Consider the following 16,279-nt stretch of genomic DNA (forward strand, 5'->3'; position numbering starts at 1 on the left):
ACCGCCCCCATCGGCGCATTTGACCCTGAGCGGAAATGGAACCGCCCCTGTATCGTCATCTCTCCCTGCCACAAGCGGTGAGCATCGTGGCCCGGCCTGCACGAAGATCTTGGCGACATTCAATGACAAGAATGCGTTCATCACTTATCGCCTCACGACCAGCCTTCCATGAAGGCTGCATGGCAGTAGTGGACGCCGGTGTAAGCTTCACATCAGATTCACCTAACGTTCTTGGCCTGGCCACGCTGCAATCAGAGTCCGAACGGATAGGTGTCTGGGACAGCGCTGCGACGATGCTCAGGACCCAAATGTGTCACCGCATGTGTCTCGTCAAACCACACCAGCGCGTTAAACTGTTGAGGCAGTGAGGCCTCGGCATAATGGCTTTGCAGCTCGGTGTCCGGTCGATAGATCACGCCGATAAAGCGTTCCAGGCGCGGTTCGAGCAAGCGACGACGAAGGGCCTCCTCGCGGCGGAATTCGATCAAGCCGCGCGTCGCACCGGCATCGTGAAACAGCCGCTCATAGCTGTCTGGTCGAGACGGCCGAACCTGCATCACTTCCATTTCGGCGTCCCAATCTGAGGCCGCTGCCACCGTGCCGGTATGCGTGCTTAATCCGATCAGCGACGCCGCTTCATCGAATTTCTCCCGACAGAGCTGACCAATGTTGAGCTCGTTGCGGACCGCGCCCATGCTGGTAAAACGCGCATTTCCGATATGGGAATTGTGCGCCCAGACCACGGCCTTGGATTGGGGACCATGTGCGTCAAGTACATGGCTTAGCGTCTCGAACATATGCGTATCCCGTAGATTCCAGGACTCCGCGCCGCCGTAATACATGATCCGGTAGTAGCGCTCCGCTGACGCGATCAAGCGGGCGTTCTGCGCGGCATCGAGGAAGCTGTCTGGATCGTCCGCCGCATAGTCGAGCTGCTTCTTCAGAATATCCTGGCACTGCCGAACCACCTCCGCCTCGCATTTCCGGTAGCGCTCGGTCAGGACGGCGCGGCCATAGGTCGAAGGCTCGCGCTGCCACGGCGTCAGGCAGCCGTAGCGTTCGCGCGCCACCGCTGCCGATTGAGGATCGACCTTGTCGAGGTAAGTGAGAACGGCCGCGATCGAGTCGCGCATGTTGTAAATGTCGAGCCCGAAGAACCCGGCTCGATCGGTTGCCGGCATTCGTTCATTGCGACTGCGCATCCAGTCAACGAAGGAGGCGACATCCGTATTTCGCCACATCCAGGTCGGAAAGCGTTCGAACGGGGTCTGGCTTGACGCTCCGCGGTGCGTTCGACCGCGAACGTACCGGTCGATCGCTGCGGCGTCGGGCCAATCCGCCTCGACGGCGACGATCGTAAATCCGTGTTTTTCGATCAGGCGGCGCGTAATCGCTGCGCGTGCCTGGTAGAACTCCGACGTACCGTGACTGGCTTCGCCCAGCAAGACGATGCGCGATTGTCCGAAGCGATCGAACAGCACACCGAATGCAGGATCATCGAAGGCAGGCAACGGTTCGATAGTAGCACGGATCATGTCTGTCAGCGATTGCAACCGCGTATGACCGGGGATGTGGTTGCTGGCCGAGCGCGTGCCATCCTCGGCCCATCCTTGCTCGCCGATCAACGGCACGAAGCGGACGGCCCCGAAGGTCTCCTCATCGTAATCAGTCTGGCTCCGGCGCGTAATCCGGAGCAGCGATTGTTCGTGCCCGAAATTGCCGACGGGAATGACGAGACGGCCGCCGACGGCCAACTGGCGCTTAAGCGCGTCAGGCACCGAGGGGCCGCCGGCAGCGACCAGGATCGCGTCGAATGGCGCCTCATCGGCCAGGCCGCGGGTGCCGTCGCCGGTATGGACAATGCAATTCGCACATCCGAGCGCAATCAGCCGCTGCGCTGCGATTCTGGCCAGGGCGCCATGTCGCTCGATCGTGTGAACCGTTTTAGCAAGCCGAGAAGCAATTGCGGCAGCATAGCCTGAGCCGGTACCGACCTCGAGCACCTTGTCCGTCGGCTTCAATTCGGCAGCCTCGGTCATCAGCGCGACAATGTAGGGCTGCGAGATGGTCTGGTTGTTTGCGATCGGCAGTGCGCCGTCCTCGTAGGCAAATTCCTCAAAACCGGCTTCCACAAACCGCTCCCGCGGGACCTGTCGCATAGCCTCCAACACGCGACGATCACGGATACCACGGCGCGCGAGTTGAACGTCGACCATACGGTCGCGAAGATCTGAAAATTCGCTCATGCGACCCGTCCATCAAGAATGCCCAGTGCATAAAGCCAATGGGAACGGACGTGACGAGTTCCTTTCCATGGACTGAATCGCGCCGGAACCAAGGCCGGAACCAAGGAGAGAGTTTACCGGTTCCGATCACCCGCAAAGTGAAACGAAATCATACGCATGCGTTGTTCAGTATGGTTCGTGAAGGTCCAGCGCGGACGCCTCCTCCTCACAAGGAGCCTTATCCGACGGAGCGAGCGAGGGGCGGAGAGATCATTCTCCGGACATCGGCAAGGAGAGCAATCTTCCTGACCGGGCTGCTCGGGGCCGTCGTGCTCGCGGTGCTGATCCTGGTTATTGCGCACTGATCGCGCTGGGTTTTGAGGTTGTTGAAGAAGCCATCAGTGGACCGCGATCCATACTCCTGGCTGCCATCATCAAATGGCATCAGGTTCAAAAGTTGGTTCGCCCGATACTTTCCCGTAACATTGTTGGTACAACTTGTTCGACTGATTGCGGCGGGATTCCAAGCTCGGAAAATCCTGGCATTCCCACCGACGCTATGTTGTCGAGCTTCATCAACTCCACCTGATTCCGGGTGATGGGTGGCCTTGGAAGCAGCTCCGAAATCCATCCCGCTGCATGCCAAGCAGCAAACGGCACTGGAACGAGCATGGGGCTGCGGCCGGCTGCGTGCGCAACCTTTTTGAGAAGCTCTTCGTATGTGTAGATGCGAGGACCAGCGCATTCATATGTGATTGCGCTTGTTTCGGCTCTCAGAAGCGCTCTTGTGATCGCGTCGGCCACATCGTCAACATAGGCCGGCTGCAATCTCGTCAACCCGCGGCCGAACATCGGATAGATCGGATATCGGCGGAGTAGCTTGAGGATGACGGTGAGAAACGCGTCATCCGGGCCGAACATTACCGCCGGGCGAACCAGCGTAGCCTGAGAAAATACTGCGCGGACCGCGAGTTCGCCTTCGCCACGCTTGCGAATATAGAGGGACGGCGAAGTGGCGTCAGAGCCGATTCCGGAAACGTGGATGAGCCGCTTGACGCCAGCTCGACGTGCCTGGGCCGCCAGTCGCCGGGCTGATTCCACATGTACGGAATGAAAAGTCTCCTGTCCGTGTTCGACATAGAGGCTGACCGTGTTGATGGCGCCGTATGCGCCATCAACAGCAGCGGCTATCGAACCCTCGTCGCGTAGATCGACGTTCACAGATTGGAGGCGTGGGTCGTCGTGACCAAAAAGCTGTCTGCCCCGTTCGGGATGTCTTGATGCAATCCGAACGAAAAACTCAGGTGCCCGGAGCAGGTGTTGAACAACGCGGCGGCCGAGAAACCCCGTTCCACCGAACACCGTAACAAGGCGATTATGTGCGGGCGCCATGGCGCAACTCGTACTGAGATCGTCTCAAGCAAGGCATGGCCAGCGGAGACCGCAGGCTCGTCGGTCGTCCATTACACACGATCGCGGAGGTCGGTCACGCCTTCCTTCTGGGCGCAGTGGTCGCAGCAATAGTAGGTGCCGCTCTTTTCCAGGCCGTGCCCCACGATGCGCGTTCCGCAATGCTTGCACGTTGGCGCCAAGGCATGAATTGCGCACTCGAAGCTGTCGAACGTGTGCGCCTGGCCGTTCATCACCACCTGAAAAGCCTTGTCATAATCATTGCCGCAGGTTTCGCATGTCGACATTGTGCCTCCTTCACGCCGCGCGGCGTTTGCGAGTTTGAGCAGCCTTCTTGGCTGACCTGGTACGTTCATCGGCCGGTCGGCTGGCTGGTGCTTTTCCGCCAAGTCTGCCGCCCTTGCGTGACGGCGAGGTGTCTGCTTCGGTCCCTCTGCCGGACCCGCTCTTCTTGCCGCCATGGATTTCTTTGTTGACGGTCGCCCAGGCCCGCCGTTCAGCTTCAGTGTCGGGTACACCTCGGGATTCGTAGCCTTCCTCGATGTGTTCGGCCTGTCGCTTCTGCTTATCGATGTAGCTGCGTTTGTCTCCGCGTGGCATCACGGCCTCCCTCTTCAGGTACGCCTCCCTCGCGCCACGAACGGCGAAGTTCACTAATTGTTCCTATTCGACCTGACTTACCGCAGACCGTGTAGGAGCCGGTGTGCACCGCCCGCTGAGACACTCAGTTAGCATCCAGGGCGTAGAGAGGCGGGATCAAGTTGATTGGTCGAACCGTCAACTTGCGCCATGCCTTTCGGAAGTCCGAGGATGTTCGCGGGTCTTTGCCAATGCAGTTTGCCGACCGCGGCGAATTGTTTCGCCGGCATTCCCGCAGGGGGCCCGGAAGCCGACGGAAAGCCATCACCGCTGTGGCGTTCGGATCCCGAGATCGAAGGCTAATCGGTCGGCGTCGAGATGTTGCGTGCTGATGGGCGCCGGCCTCACGCCCGTTGCGATGATGCCATCATGCCCCTGTTTTGCCCGACGGGTCAAATGGATTTCGTAAAATCGAAAAACGCAATACAAACAAGACTCCGGCTACTGTGCATGGGGTTGTTTTTCGATATTTTGTTCTTCGGGTCCCAAACGTCCCGGACCGGCCAATCTCGTCACGCTTGAAACAGGCCTAAGCCCCGCTCAGCTATCCACCTTCAGCGCGGCAATGAAAGCTTCCTGCGGGATGTCGACCTTGCCGAACTGCCGCATCTTCTTCTTGCCTTCCTTCTGCTTCTCAAGAAGCTTGCGCTTACGCGTGATGTCGCCGCCGTAGCATTTTGCGGTGACGTCCTTGCGCAGGGCGCGCACCGTCTCGCGCGCGATCACCTTGCCGCCGATCGCGGCCTGGATCGGGATCTGGAACATGTGCGGCGGGATCAGCTCCTTCATCTTCTCGACCATGGCGCGGCCGCGCCCTTCCGCGCGGGTGCGATGCACCAGCATCGAGAGCGCGTCGACCGGCTCGGCATTGACCAGGATCTGCATCTTGACGAGGTCGGCCGGCTTGTAATCGGTGAGGTGATAGTCGAACGAGGCGTAGCCCTTGGAGACCGACTTCAGGCGGTCGTAGAAATCGAACACGACCTCGTTGAGCGGCAGGTCGTACTTCACCATCGCGCGGGAGCCGACATAGGTGAGCTCCTTCTGCGCGCCGCGGCGGTCCTGGCACAGCTTCAGCACGCTGCCGAGATATTCGTCGGGCGTGAGGATCGTCGCCTCGATCCAGGGCTCGTCGATCTCGGCGATCTTGACCACGTCGGGCATGTCGACGGGATTGTGGATCTCGATCTCCTGGCCGTCGGTGAGCTTCATCTTGTAGATGACGCTCGGCGCGGTCGCGATCAAATTGAGATCGAACTCACGCGACAGCCGCTCCTGGATGATCTCGAGGTGCAGCAGCCCGAGGAAGCCGCAGCGGAAGCCGAAGCCGAGTGCAGCCGAGGTCTCCATCTCGAAGGAGAAGCTGGCATCGTTCAGCCGCAGCTTGCCCATGGCCCCGCGCAGCGTTTCGAAGTCGTCGGCATCGACAGGGAACAGGCCGCAGAACACCACCGGGATCGCCGGCTTGAAGCCGGGCAGCATCTCCGTCACCGGCTTCCGATCGTCGGTAATGGTATCGCCGACGCGGGTGTCGGCCACTTCCTTGATCGCGGCGGTGATGAAGCCGATCTCGCCGGGACCGAGCTCGTCGACCTGCTGCATCTTCGGCGTGAAGAAGCCGACGCGCTCGACGTCGTAGGCAGCACCGGTGCCCATCATGCGCACGCGGCTGCCCTTCTTCATGACGCCGTCGACGACGCGGATCAGCACGACGACACCGAGATAGACGTCATACCAGCTGTCGACCAGCAGCGCCTTCAAGGTCGCCTCGCGATCGCCCTTCGGCGGCGGCAGGCGGGTGACGATCGCTTCCAGCACATCGGGGACGCCTAAGCCGGTCTTGGCCGAGATCATCACCGCGTCGGAGGCGTCGATGCCGATGACGTCCTCGATCTGCTGCTTGATCTTCTCGGGCTCGGCGGCGGGAAGGTCGACCTTGTTCAGGACCGGGACGATCTCGTGGTTGTTGTCGAGCGCTTGGTACACGTTGGCGAGCGTCTGCGCTTCGACGCCCTGGCTCGCGTCGACCACCAGCAGGGAACCCTCGCAGGCCGCCAGCGACCGCGAGACCTCGTAGGCGAAGTCGACATGGCCGGGCGTGTCCATCAGGTTGAAGATGTAATCCTTGCCGTCCTTGGCGCGGTATTGGAGCCGCACCGTCTGCGCCTTGATGGTGATGCCGCGCTCGCGCTCGATGTCCATGGAATCGAGCACCTGCTCCTTGCCCGCCATCTCGCGGTCGGACAGGCCGCCGGTCATCTGGATCAGGCGGTCGGCCAGCGTCGATTTGCCATGGTCGATATGGGCGACGATGGAGAAATTGCGGATGTTGGAAATGGGGACGGTCGTCATGGGCGCGGGATACCACTCACATCCCTGTGCGGCAACCATATTGCTGTATTTTCAGGGCCTTTGTTCACGCCAAGCTGATTCCACGATCGCCCAAAACACGCTAGGCAACCGCTCATGTCGACGACTTCGATCCCCTCTGCCAAAGCGCGCGCGAAGACCCGAGTGAGCTATGCCCGCTTCCGGGCCTGGTTGGTTGCCTGCGCGATCCGCCCCGAGGCCCGCCTCTGGTTGGTGATCCAGCTCGCCATCCTGCATGCAGTGCTCTGGACCTTCATCCTGATCAATCTCAAGGCGGCGCAGGACGTTCACATGGACGTCGCAGAAGCTTATGCTTGGGGCCAAAAATTCCTGTGGGGTTACGGCAAGCATCCGCCACTGTCGGGCTGGGTCGCCGGCCTCTGGTTCAAGCTGTTTCCGGCGGCGGATTGGGCTACCTATGCGCTTGCGATGGCGACCGTCAGTATCGGCATGGTGGTCTGCTGGATGGTTGCCTTGCGCGTGGTCGACGCGCGGCGCGCGTTCCTGGTCGTGGTGATGATCGCTCTCTATCCGATCTTCAATTTCAAAGGCTTCAAGTACAATCCGGATCTGCTCCAGCTCGTCACGCTGCCGCTGCTCGTGCTCGCTTACCTCAACGCCTTCGCGAAGCGGAGCTGGCAATCCGGAATCCTTCTCGGGCTTGCCGGCGCGCTGGCGCTGATGACCAAATATTGGGTGCTGACCATGATCGGCGCCATCGGCCTTGCCGCGCTGATCCATCCCGAGCGGCTGCGCTTCCTGTCGTCGCCGGCGCCATGGGTCGCGATCGCGACGATGGCGGTGGCGATGATCCCGCACTTCGTTTGGCTGGCGAATGCGCATTTCGTGCCGCTGACCTATGCCGGCGACACCTACAGCCTCCAGGACTCGAGCCAGGTGCATCAGCTCGTCGCGGGCTACGTCTTGCATAATTTGGCGCTGCTGGCCCTGCCGGTCGCGCTGGCCGCCCTCGCCATGGCGCTGGCGCCGCCGTGGCTCACGCTGCTGGTGCGGGCGCCGTCGCGCATCGTCACGCGGGCCTGGGCGCGCGGGGTCAATCCGGGCGTCAACCTCTCGCAGGCGCTGAACATCTGGATCATCCAGATCATCGTGGCGTTCGGTCCGCCGCTCGGCGCGCTGGCCTTCAGCATCTACATGAAGACCGATTGGGGCATCTCGCTGTTCTTCCTGGTGCCCTTGGCGCTGGTCGCGATCCCCGCATTGCGGGTGCAGAGCTCTGTGCTGTTCAACATCGCCGCGATCTGGCTCGTGCTCAGCGCAGCCACGCTCGCTGCCTCGCCGTGGATCGCCGCGCGCGAGATGGCGGCCAATGCCGGCAATACCGCAACCTATGGCGCGCGTTCGGAGCTCGCGCGCGAGCTGACGCAGGCCTGGCACGCGCGCTTTGCCTCGCGCTGGGCGGTCGTTGCCGGGACGATGGAGACGATTCAGCCGATGGTGTTCTACAGCCCCGATCACCCCAGCCCGTTCACGCCGAACGAAGCCTGGGCGTCCGGGCTGACCTCGCTCGACGATGTCAAGACATACGGCTTCATCGGCGTGTTCGATCCGACCGACGAACGCCTGCCCGCGTTCGAGAAATGGATGTCGGGGATCGCGCCGAATGCCGAGCGCATGGTGATGACGACGCGCCGCTTCACCCACGGCAAGGCCGGCCCGGCGATGAGCTGGAATATCTACATCGCCCCGCCGGCGAAGTGATCGGGATATCGTAGGGTGACAAAGCGAAGCGTGCCCACCAATTTCAGCACACGATGAGAGAGATGGTGGGCACGGCGCGTCGCGCCTTTGCCCACCCTACGGCGTCGAGCGCTTGGCTCAAATCCCTTCCTCGTTGAACTTGCTCTCGACCAGTTCGGTGATCGCCGCGAGCGCCGCTTCGGCTTCCTCGCCGGCCGCGGCGACCGTGATGGTCGTGCCGGGACCCGCGGCAAGCATCATCAGGCCCATGATCGAAGTGCCGCCGACGGTCTCACCGCCGCGCGTCACCCACACTTGCGCGTTGAAGCGCTCGACCGCCTGGACGAATTTCGCCGAGGCGCGGGCGTGCAGACCGCGCTTGTTGATGATCAGGAGCTCCTTGGAGATCGCGCCTGCGGGCACGCCCGCTGCGGCTTGCGGCGCGTCGTCGCTCATTTGCCGGCGAGCACGCGGCTGGCAATGGTGACGTATTTGCGGCCCGCTTCCTGGGCCATCGCGATCGCGTCGGGCAGCGGACGCTCCTCGCGCACCTTAGCGAGCTTCACCAGCATGGGTAAGTTGATGCCCGCGAGCACTTCGACCTTCGGCCGGCTCATGCAGGATATTGCGAGGTTCGACGGCGTGCCGCCGAACATGTCGGTGAGGATCGCAACGCCGTCGCCGGAATCGACGCGGTTAACCGCCTCGATAATGTCGCTTCGGCAGAGATCGGAATCATCTTCGGCACCGATCGTGATCGCTTCGATTTGCTTTTGTGGGCCCATGACATGCTCAAGCGCTGCCTTGAATTCGTCGGCAAGGCGCCCGTGGGTCACAAGTACTAGACCAATCATCGGAAAACTCCTCGCGGGCGCTTTTGGTGCACCGCACGAACGCGCCACTTTGACCATCCAGAGCCCCCGCGCAAGAGGGGATGTTGCGTATCTCCCTGAACCTAGACGGATGGATGAGGGAAGCTGCGCCGGTCTACTCGGTCGCGATAGTGGGGTTCATATGGTTACCATTTCCCTTCAAACAATCGCCTGAGGGGTTAACGGAAGATGAACTCTTGGTAGTGGTCAAGGCCGCGACAACCAGCGGGAGGGGCGAATAGCCGCGCTCGACCGGGATGCGCGGTATTTCGACACCAGAAATGCTGGCTTTCAGCGATTCTGTCGCAGGCAGACGCTCGGCATCGGCTGCGTCCAGATCGACCACGAGGCCGACGATCGCATGCTCCACGAAGTCGCAGCGGCGAATTCCCAAGCCCCGGATCTCGATCAGGCCAGCCAAGACCGGAGCGGGGCGGACTTCAATTTCATGGCCGACTGTCGCCAGATGGACACGGTCATCTCCGACCAGAACGGCCCTTTCGATCAGGCCTGACCGGCCCGCCATGATCAAATCGAAGGCAAGGCGCGACTTGCCGGAACCGGAGGGACCGCGGATCAGCACGGCAAAAGTCCCGACCTTGACGGCGGAGGCGTGCACGCTGGGGCCGCCGTCGCTCATAGCGCCGGCAGCCTCACCACGAAGCGCGCGCCGGCGACGGTCGGCGCGCCTTCGGCATCCAGCGGGCCTGCGCGGTTCTCGGCCCAGATCCGCCCGCCATGGGCATCGACGATCTGCTTGGAAATCGACAACCCGAGGCCGGAGTTCTGGCCAAAGCCCTGGTGCGGACGATCGGTATAGAAGCGCTCGAAGATGCGCTCCAGCGCGTCGTCGCGGATGCCGGGCCCGTCGTCGTCGATCACGATCTCGATCTCTCCGCGCACGCGGCGGCAGGTGAGGCGCACCTTGCTGCCGGCTTCCGAGAAGGATTGCGCGTTGGACAACAGGTTGGAGACCACTTGTCCGAGCCGCGAATCGTGGCCGGTCACGGAGAACGTGTCGGTCGGGCCGCGGCCCTCGAAGCGGGTCTCGACCGCGACGTCGTGGCCGAGCTTGGTCTCGTTGGCGACCGACACCAGTGTCGTCAGCAGGCGACGCACGTCAACCGGGATCGCATCCTGACGCTGCAATTCGGCATCGAGGCGGCTGGCGTCGGAGATATCCGAGATCAGACGGTCGAGCCGCTTGACGTCGTGCTCGATCACCTCGAGCAGGCGTGCGCGGCTGGTCTCGTTGCGCGCCAGCGGCAGCGTCTCGACCGCCGAGCGCAGCGAGGTCAGCGGGTTCTTCAGCTCATGGGCGACATCGGCGGCGAACATCTCGATCGCCTCGATGCGGCTGTAGAGCGCGCTGGTCATGTCCCGCAGCGCGCCCGAGAGGTGGCCGATCTCGTCGCGGCGGCGGGTGAAATCGGGAATCTCGATGCGGGCTTTGATACGGCGGCGGACGCGCTCGGCGCTGTCGGCGAGCCGGCGCACCGGACCTGCGATCGTGCTGGCAAGCAGCAGCGACAGCATGATCATGACCGCTGCGGCAACGCCGCCGACCTTCAAAATGGCGAGGCGCTCGGCAGTGACCATCTGGTCGATGTCGTCGCCCTGGGTCGACAGCATCAAAGCGCCGTGGATTGCGCGCGAGCGCAGCACGGGGACCGCGACCGAGACGATCACCTCGCCGCGTGCGTTGACCCGCACCATCGAGCGCTTCTGGCCTTGGAGCGCATCGCCCACCTCCGCGTAGCCATTGCCATTCTCGGGCCCGAGCTCACGGTAGAGCGGCAGGTCGCCGCGGTTCAGCCAGGTTCGCACCGCGACCATGCCGCGCTCGACGATGCCGGGCTTCTCGGCCGGTGGCGGCAGGTTGTAGCGCAGCACGTTTTCGAGGTTGCGGCTGTCGACCAGCAGGCTGCCGTTCGGATCGTAAATGCGCGCGCGCGTCTTGGTCGGCGAGATCAGCGTGCGCAGCACCGGCGCCACGCGCTCCGGATTGATCGGGAAATCCAGCGGCGAATATTCGTCCGAGCCGCCATAGGTCTCGCCCGGCTTGAGATCGAGCAACCGGTCGGGGTCGATGGTGATGGCGTTGGTCTGCACGGTCGCAGAGGCCGCGATCGCGCCGGCGATGATCTCGGCCTGGACCAGCAGGCTCTGCGCGCGCGCGTCGATCAGGCCGGCCCGGAATTGCGACAGATACAGGATGCTGGCGACCAGCGCGACCAGGCCGGCGAGGTTGAGCGAGACGATGCGGCGCGTCAGGCTCGAGAAGGACAGCGCGAAGAAGAACTGACCGGCGCGCTTCAGCCAGTTCAGCGGCCGCCAGCCCTGCGGCTTGTCTTCGCCAACGTGCTCCGGAACGCCGTCGGATGCGATATCCTCGGCGCTCTGGTTTGGATCAGGCTGCGTTCGGTCAAGCAATGCTTACGCCCGCGTTAGGACAGCTCGTTGAGAAGGTCCCCGCATCCTAGAGCCATCCCGGTTCCGATGGAATCAGAACCAGCGATGCTCTCCTCTTTCGTGAAACTGCGCGAGTCTCAGGCTTCCTTGAAGCGGTAGCCGACGCCGTAGAGCGTTTCGATCATCTCGAACTCGTTGTCGACCACCTTGAATTTCTTGCGCAGCCGCTTGATGTGGCTGTCGATGGTGCGGTCGTCGACATAGACCTGGTCGTCATAGGCGGCATCCATCAGCGCGTTGCGGCTCTTCACCACGCCGGGCCGGGTCGCCAATGCCTGGAGGATCAGGAATTCGGTGACGGTCAGCGTCACCGGCTCGTTTTTCCAGGTGCAGGTATGCCGTTCCGGATCCATGCGCAAAAGGCCGCGATCGAGCGCCTTGGCGTCGTTCTCCTTGGGCGCGACGGTCGGGTCCTTCGGCGCCGAGCGGCGCAGGACCGCCTTGACGCGCTCGACCAAAAGGCGCTGCGAGAACGGTTTGCGGATGAAGTCGTCGGCGCCCATCTTGAGGCCGAACAGCTCGTCGATCTCCTCGTCCTTGGACGTCAGGAAGATCACCGGCAGGTCGGACTTCTGCCTGAGACGGCGCAACGTCTCCATGCCGTCCATGCGCGGCATCTTGATATCGAGGATGGCGAGATCGGGCTGGGTGGTGCGGAAACCGTCAAGTGCGGAAGCGCCGTCGGTGTAGGTCATGATGCGGTAGCCTTCGGCTTCCAGCGCGATCGAGACGGATGTGAGAATGTTGCGGTCGTCGTCGACCAAAGCGATTGTGGGCATGAGCCTCTGCTTTCTGCTTTCCGTTTTGGGTCGTGGCTTGAAACGGCGAGCAATCAGTGATGCGCCGCATACATGGGTGCCGAAGTCGGCATTCGAACCTTGTCACCGAGCAATGCAAGCTGGGCTGAAGTGTGACCAAGTTCCACGAAACGCGGCAGATTCGCCGCATCTCGACCCATAACCTGGCCCCCGTTTACCCGAGAAAAGGCCTCTATTGCAACCACCCGACCCGAGAAAGCCGATGCAACCGACCCCGGATTTCGATCCCGCAAAACTCGCCAAATCGCTGCTGCGACGGTCGCGGCAGGGGGCGCTGGCGACCCTGATGGCCGGCAGCGGCGATCCCTATTGTTCCCTGGTCAATCTGGCGAGCCACCCCGATGGCTCACCGATCCTGCTGATCTCGCGCCTCGCCGTGCACACCAGGAACATCCTGGCGGACAGCAGGGTCTCGCTGATGTTGGACGAGCGCGCGGCCGGCGATCCCCTAGAGGGGGCCCGGATTATGCTGTCCGGCCGGGCCGAGCAGGCTGACGCCGACAAGGACTTGCTTCTGCGGCGGTATCTCAATGCCCATCCGTCGGCGGAAGGCTTTGTTTCGTTTAAGGATTTCTCCTTCTTTCGGATCCCGCCCACGGGAGCCCATCTGGTCGCCGGCTTCGGCCGGATCGTCGACCTCAAGCCGGAGCAGTTCCTCACGGACCTCACCGGCGCCGAGGATCTGCTGGCGGCGGAACAGGGCGCCGTCGAGCACATGAATGCCGACCATCGCGACGCCATGAACCTCTATGCCACGAGGCTGCTCGGCGCGGCCGAGGGCGGCTGGCGCTGCACCGGCTGCGATCCGGAGGGCCTCGACATGCAAATGGATCAGACCGCGCTGCGGCTGGAGTTCCCGGAGCGGGTGACGGATGGCACGGCACTGCGCAAGATGCTGGTCCGCCTCGCCGGTGACGCGCGCAAGAAGCTGGACCAAGGCGCAACACGTTGATCGTCGCGGCTCATCGCTGCGATCCAAGACCGTAATCGGTCCGACGGTGCAGCGAGAGTGGTGATGGCAAGATGAAATCGGCCGGCGCTGATCGCAGGGGCTCGCGCTCGCGGCGAGCGCATTGCTCGCCACGCCAGAAAGGAAGTCTTGCCGCGGCGGGCGCGTGATCAACCCGCTCATGGGGGCCTGCAAGTATTCGGAAGCGCGCTTCCGCTCGCGCAGGCGATGGTTGCGACCCTGGAGAAAAGCGATATCGGCCGCGAACTCGCCGCGACGCTCAAGATGCTGTTGTCCGCGGTCACGCGCGGCTGGCAAAGGCGCTGTGGCAATTGCCGAATACCGCCGAGTTGAACGCGGTGGCGAGCGATGTCGGCAAGGGATGCCGACATCCATCTCGGTTGCGACGCCGGCGAAACGACGCTCAAGCGTGCAGCGCTTGCTCAATATGGCATCATCAACTTTGCCACCCACGGCCTCTTCGCGGCGACATCAAAGGACTCGGTGAGCCCTCGCTTGCACTCTCGATCCCGATCAGCCATCGGAGCTCGACGGCCTTCTCACTGCGAGCGAAGTCACCCAGCTCAAGCTCAATGCGGACCGGATTGTGCTGTCGACCTGCAACACATCGCGGGCGACAAGCCGAGGCCGTGGCCCGGTCGGGATTGGCGCGCTCGTTCTTCTATGCCGGTGCCTGCGCGCTTCTTGTGTCGCATTGAGCGGTGGATTCGGAAGCTGCCACGCGTTTGACCACGTCGACGTTCGAGCTGCCCAAGACGAACTGAAGATCGGTCGCGGCAAAGCCTTGCGCGTGCGATGCTGACTTATCTCGCCGCCGCCTCGTCTCGTCACCGCAATGCCTATCCCGCGATGTGGGAGCGGTTCGCACGCATCTGCAAAGCCGAGTTACGATGGGAAGCCAACTCGAGCATTGTGCGTCGCAATAACCGGAAGTAACGCGCAAACGCGCGTTTGGTTGCGCGATCATTCGGACTTTTTGATGCGCTTGCTCAGAGCTGACATGCGCGACGTTTGGCGCGGTCTTTGAATAAACCAAATCCTACGGGATCAGCTTGGCAACGCCAGCGTTCATCAGTATTAGGTCGTTCCAGCCGAGGCCAAACGGGCCTATTATTCACGGTGACCGCGATGGTGCCAAAGCTTGGTCGCGCTGAGTGTCGCGGGTTCTAGGAGGACTTTTTCGTGCAAGAGACGGGCGTGCGCAACGGTGCCTTCGGCGCCGACAAATTCGGTTTAAAGAATCTCAAGCAGGTTCACTGGAACCTCGGTGCGCCGCAACTCTATCAGTACTCGCTCTCCGCGGGCGAGGCGGTGCTGTCAGCGGACGGTGCACTCTGCGCCGATACTGGCGAGTTCACCGGCCGCAGCCCGAAGGACAAGTTCACGGTGCGTGACGCCACCACCGACAAGAAGATGTGGTGGGCCGGCAACCAGTCGATCACCGCAGAGCAGTTCGAGACGCTCTACCAGGATTTCCTCAAGCACGCCGAAGGCAAGAGGCTGTTCGCGCAGGATCTCTATGGCGGCGCCGATCCGGCCTACCGGATCAAGACGCGCGTCTTCACTGAGCTCGCCTGGCACTCGCTGTTCATCCGCACACTTCTGATCCGCCCCGAGGCGATCGAGCTGTCGACCTTCGTGCCTGAGCTCACCATCATCGACATGCCGAGCTTCCGCGCCGATCCTAAACGTCACGGCTGCCGCTCGGAGAACGTCGTCGCAATCGATTTCGCCCGCAAGATTGTCCTGATCGGCGGGTCTTATTATGCCGGCGAGATGAAGAAGTCGGTCTTCACCACGCTGAACTACTATCTGCCCGAGCGCGGCGTGATGCCGATGCACTGCTCGGCCAATGTCGGCGCCAAGGGCGATACCGCGATCTTCTTCGGCCTGTCCGGCACTGGCAAGACGACGCTGTCGGCCGATCCCAACCGCACCCTGATCGGCGACGACGAGCACGGCTGGGGCCCGAACGGGGTGTTCAATTTCGAAGGCGGCTGCTATGCCAAGTGCATCAAGCTGTCGAAGGAAGCCGAGCCCGAGATCTACGCGGCGTCGACGCGCTTCGGCGCAGTGCTCGAGAACTGCGTGCTCGACGAGGACACCCGCATCGTCGATTTCGACGACGGCTCCAAGACCGAGAACACGCGTTCTGCATACCCGCTCGACTTCATCCCGAACGCCTCGCACACCGGCCGCGCGCCGCAGCCGAAGAATGTGGTGATGCTCGCCGCCGACGCGTTCGGCGTGCTGCCGCCGATCGCCAAGCTTTCGCCGGCGCAGGCGATGTACCACTTCCTGTCCGGCTACACTGCAAAGGTCGCCGGCACCGAGCGCGGTCTCGGCAACGAGCCGCAGCCGGAATTCTCGACCTGCTTCGGCTCGCCCTTTCTGCCGCTCGATCCATCCGTCTACGGCAACATGCTGCGCGAGCTGATTGCCCAGCACAATGTCGATTGCTGGCTGGTCAACACCGGCTGGACCGGCGGCAAATATGGCGTCGGCTCGCGCATGCCGATCAAGGTGACGCGCGCGCTGCTGACCGCCGCACTCGACGGATCGCTTCGCAACGTCGAATTCCGCACCGACAAATATTTCGGCTTTGCGGTCCCGACCGCGCTGCCGGGCGTGCCGGCCGAGATCCTCAATCCGGTCAACACCTGGAAGGACAAGGACGAGTTCGACAAGACCGCCCGCGCGCTGGTCGGCATGTTCCAGAAGAACTTCGCCAAGTTCGAAGCTCAGGTCGACGCCGAAGTGCGCGCAGCCGCGCCCGACCTGAAGCTCGCGGCGGAGTAGGGC

General features: G+C 62.6%; 13 protein-coding genes. 3 read left to right on the top strand and 10 right to left on the bottom strand.

The annotated features are described in order from the left end of the window. Positions 1-251: 251 nt before the first annotated feature. The 5 genes from IVA92_RS16355 to lepA form a co-directional block, all read right to left on the bottom strand. Positions 252-2,246: a protein-L-isoaspartate(D-aspartate) O-methyltransferase gene (locus IVA92_RS16355; protein WP_247276391.1), complete on the bottom strand. Its 1,995-nt coding sequence runs from the start codon at positions 2,244-2,246 to the stop codon at positions 252-254. Positions 2,247-2,675: 429 nt separating this feature from the next. Then, positions 2,676-3,617, bottom strand: coding sequence for a complex I NDUFA9 subunit family protein (locus tag IVA92_RS16360; RefSeq protein WP_247276392.1), 942 nt, complete (start codon positions 3,615-3,617; stop codon positions 2,676-2,678). A gap of 71 nt (positions 3,618-3,688) precedes the next feature. Continuing rightward, positions 3,689-3,922 (bottom strand): hypothetical protein, encoded by a 234-nt coding sequence (locus IVA92_RS16365; RefSeq protein ID WP_247276393.1) that lies wholly within the window; start codon positions 3,920-3,922, stop codon positions 3,689-3,691. Positions 3,923-3,932: 10 nt separating this feature from the next. Beyond that, on the bottom strand, positions 3,933-4,235 hold the full coding sequence (locus tag IVA92_RS16370) for a plasmid stabilization protein (RefSeq protein WP_247276446.1): 303 nt from the start codon (positions 4,233-4,235) through the stop codon (positions 3,933-3,935). Between the two features lie 579 nt (positions 4,236-4,814). After that, a complete protein-coding gene (gene lepA / locus IVA92_RS16375; RefSeq protein WP_247276394.1) occupies positions 4,815-6,626 on the bottom strand; it encodes a translation elongation factor 4 in 1,812 nt (603 codons plus the stop codon). Between the two features lie 114 nt (positions 6,627-6,740). Between lepA and IVA92_RS16380 the strand changes: the two genes are divergently transcribed. Further along, positions 6,741-8,366, top strand: coding sequence for a glycosyltransferase family 39 protein (locus tag IVA92_RS16380; protein WP_247276395.1), 1,626 nt, complete (start codon positions 6,741-6,743; stop codon positions 8,364-8,366). A 117-nt stretch (positions 8,367-8,483) separates the two neighbouring features. Here the strand turns inward: IVA92_RS16380 and IVA92_RS16385 are convergent, their stop codons facing one another. The 5 genes from IVA92_RS16385 to IVA92_RS16405 form a co-directional block, all read right to left on the bottom strand. Then, on the bottom strand, positions 8,484-8,801 hold the full coding sequence (locus IVA92_RS16385; protein ID WP_247276396.1) for an HPr family phosphocarrier protein: 318 nt from the start codon (positions 8,799-8,801) through the stop codon (positions 8,484-8,486). After that, positions 8,798-9,199, bottom strand: coding sequence for a PTS sugar transporter subunit IIA (locus IVA92_RS16390; RefSeq protein ID WP_007597752.1), 402 nt, complete (start codon positions 9,197-9,199; stop codon positions 8,798-8,800). Before IVA92_RS16390 ends, IVA92_RS16385 begins: the two co-directional genes overlap by 4 nt. A 133-nt stretch (positions 9,200-9,332) precedes the next feature. Then, a complete protein-coding gene (locus tag IVA92_RS16395; RefSeq protein ID WP_247276397.1) occupies positions 9,333-9,857 on the bottom strand; it encodes an HPr kinase/phosphatase C-terminal domain-containing protein in 525 nt (174 codons plus the stop codon). Continuing rightward, positions 9,854-11,650 carry a sensor histidine kinase gene (locus IVA92_RS16400; RefSeq protein WP_247276398.1) on the bottom strand — a complete coding sequence of 599 codons (1,797 nt, stop codon included), beginning with the start codon at positions 11,648-11,650 and terminating at the stop codon, positions 9,854-9,856. The genes IVA92_RS16395 and IVA92_RS16400 overlap by 4 nt, the downstream gene beginning before the upstream one ends. A 116-nt stretch (positions 11,651-11,766) precedes the next feature. Next, positions 11,767-12,468, bottom strand: coding sequence for a response regulator transcription factor (locus IVA92_RS16405; RefSeq protein ID WP_008542552.1), 702 nt, complete (start codon positions 12,466-12,468; stop codon positions 11,767-11,769). Positions 12,469-12,709: 241 nt separating this feature from the next. On the opposite strand from IVA92_RS16405, the gene IVA92_RS16410 reads away from it, so the two are divergent. Together IVA92_RS16410 and IVA92_RS16420 are read left to right on the top strand one after the other, a co-directional pair. Further along, a complete protein-coding gene (locus IVA92_RS16410; protein WP_247276399.1) occupies positions 12,710-13,459 on the top strand; it encodes a DUF2470 domain-containing protein in 750 nt (249 codons plus the stop codon). Between the two features lie 1,200 nt (positions 13,460-14,659). Beyond that, positions 14,660-16,276 carry a phosphoenolpyruvate carboxykinase gene (locus tag IVA92_RS16420; protein WP_247276400.1) on the top strand — a complete coding sequence of 539 codons (1,617 nt, stop codon included), beginning with the start codon at positions 14,660-14,662 and terminating at the stop codon, positions 16,274-16,276. The last annotated feature ends 3 nt before the right edge of the window (positions 16,277-16,279 follow it).

The sequence above is a fragment of the Bradyrhizobium sp. 154 genome (assembly GCF_023073875.1).
GTDB lineage: Bacteria > Pseudomonadota > Alphaproteobacteria > Rhizobiales > Xanthobacteraceae > Bradyrhizobium.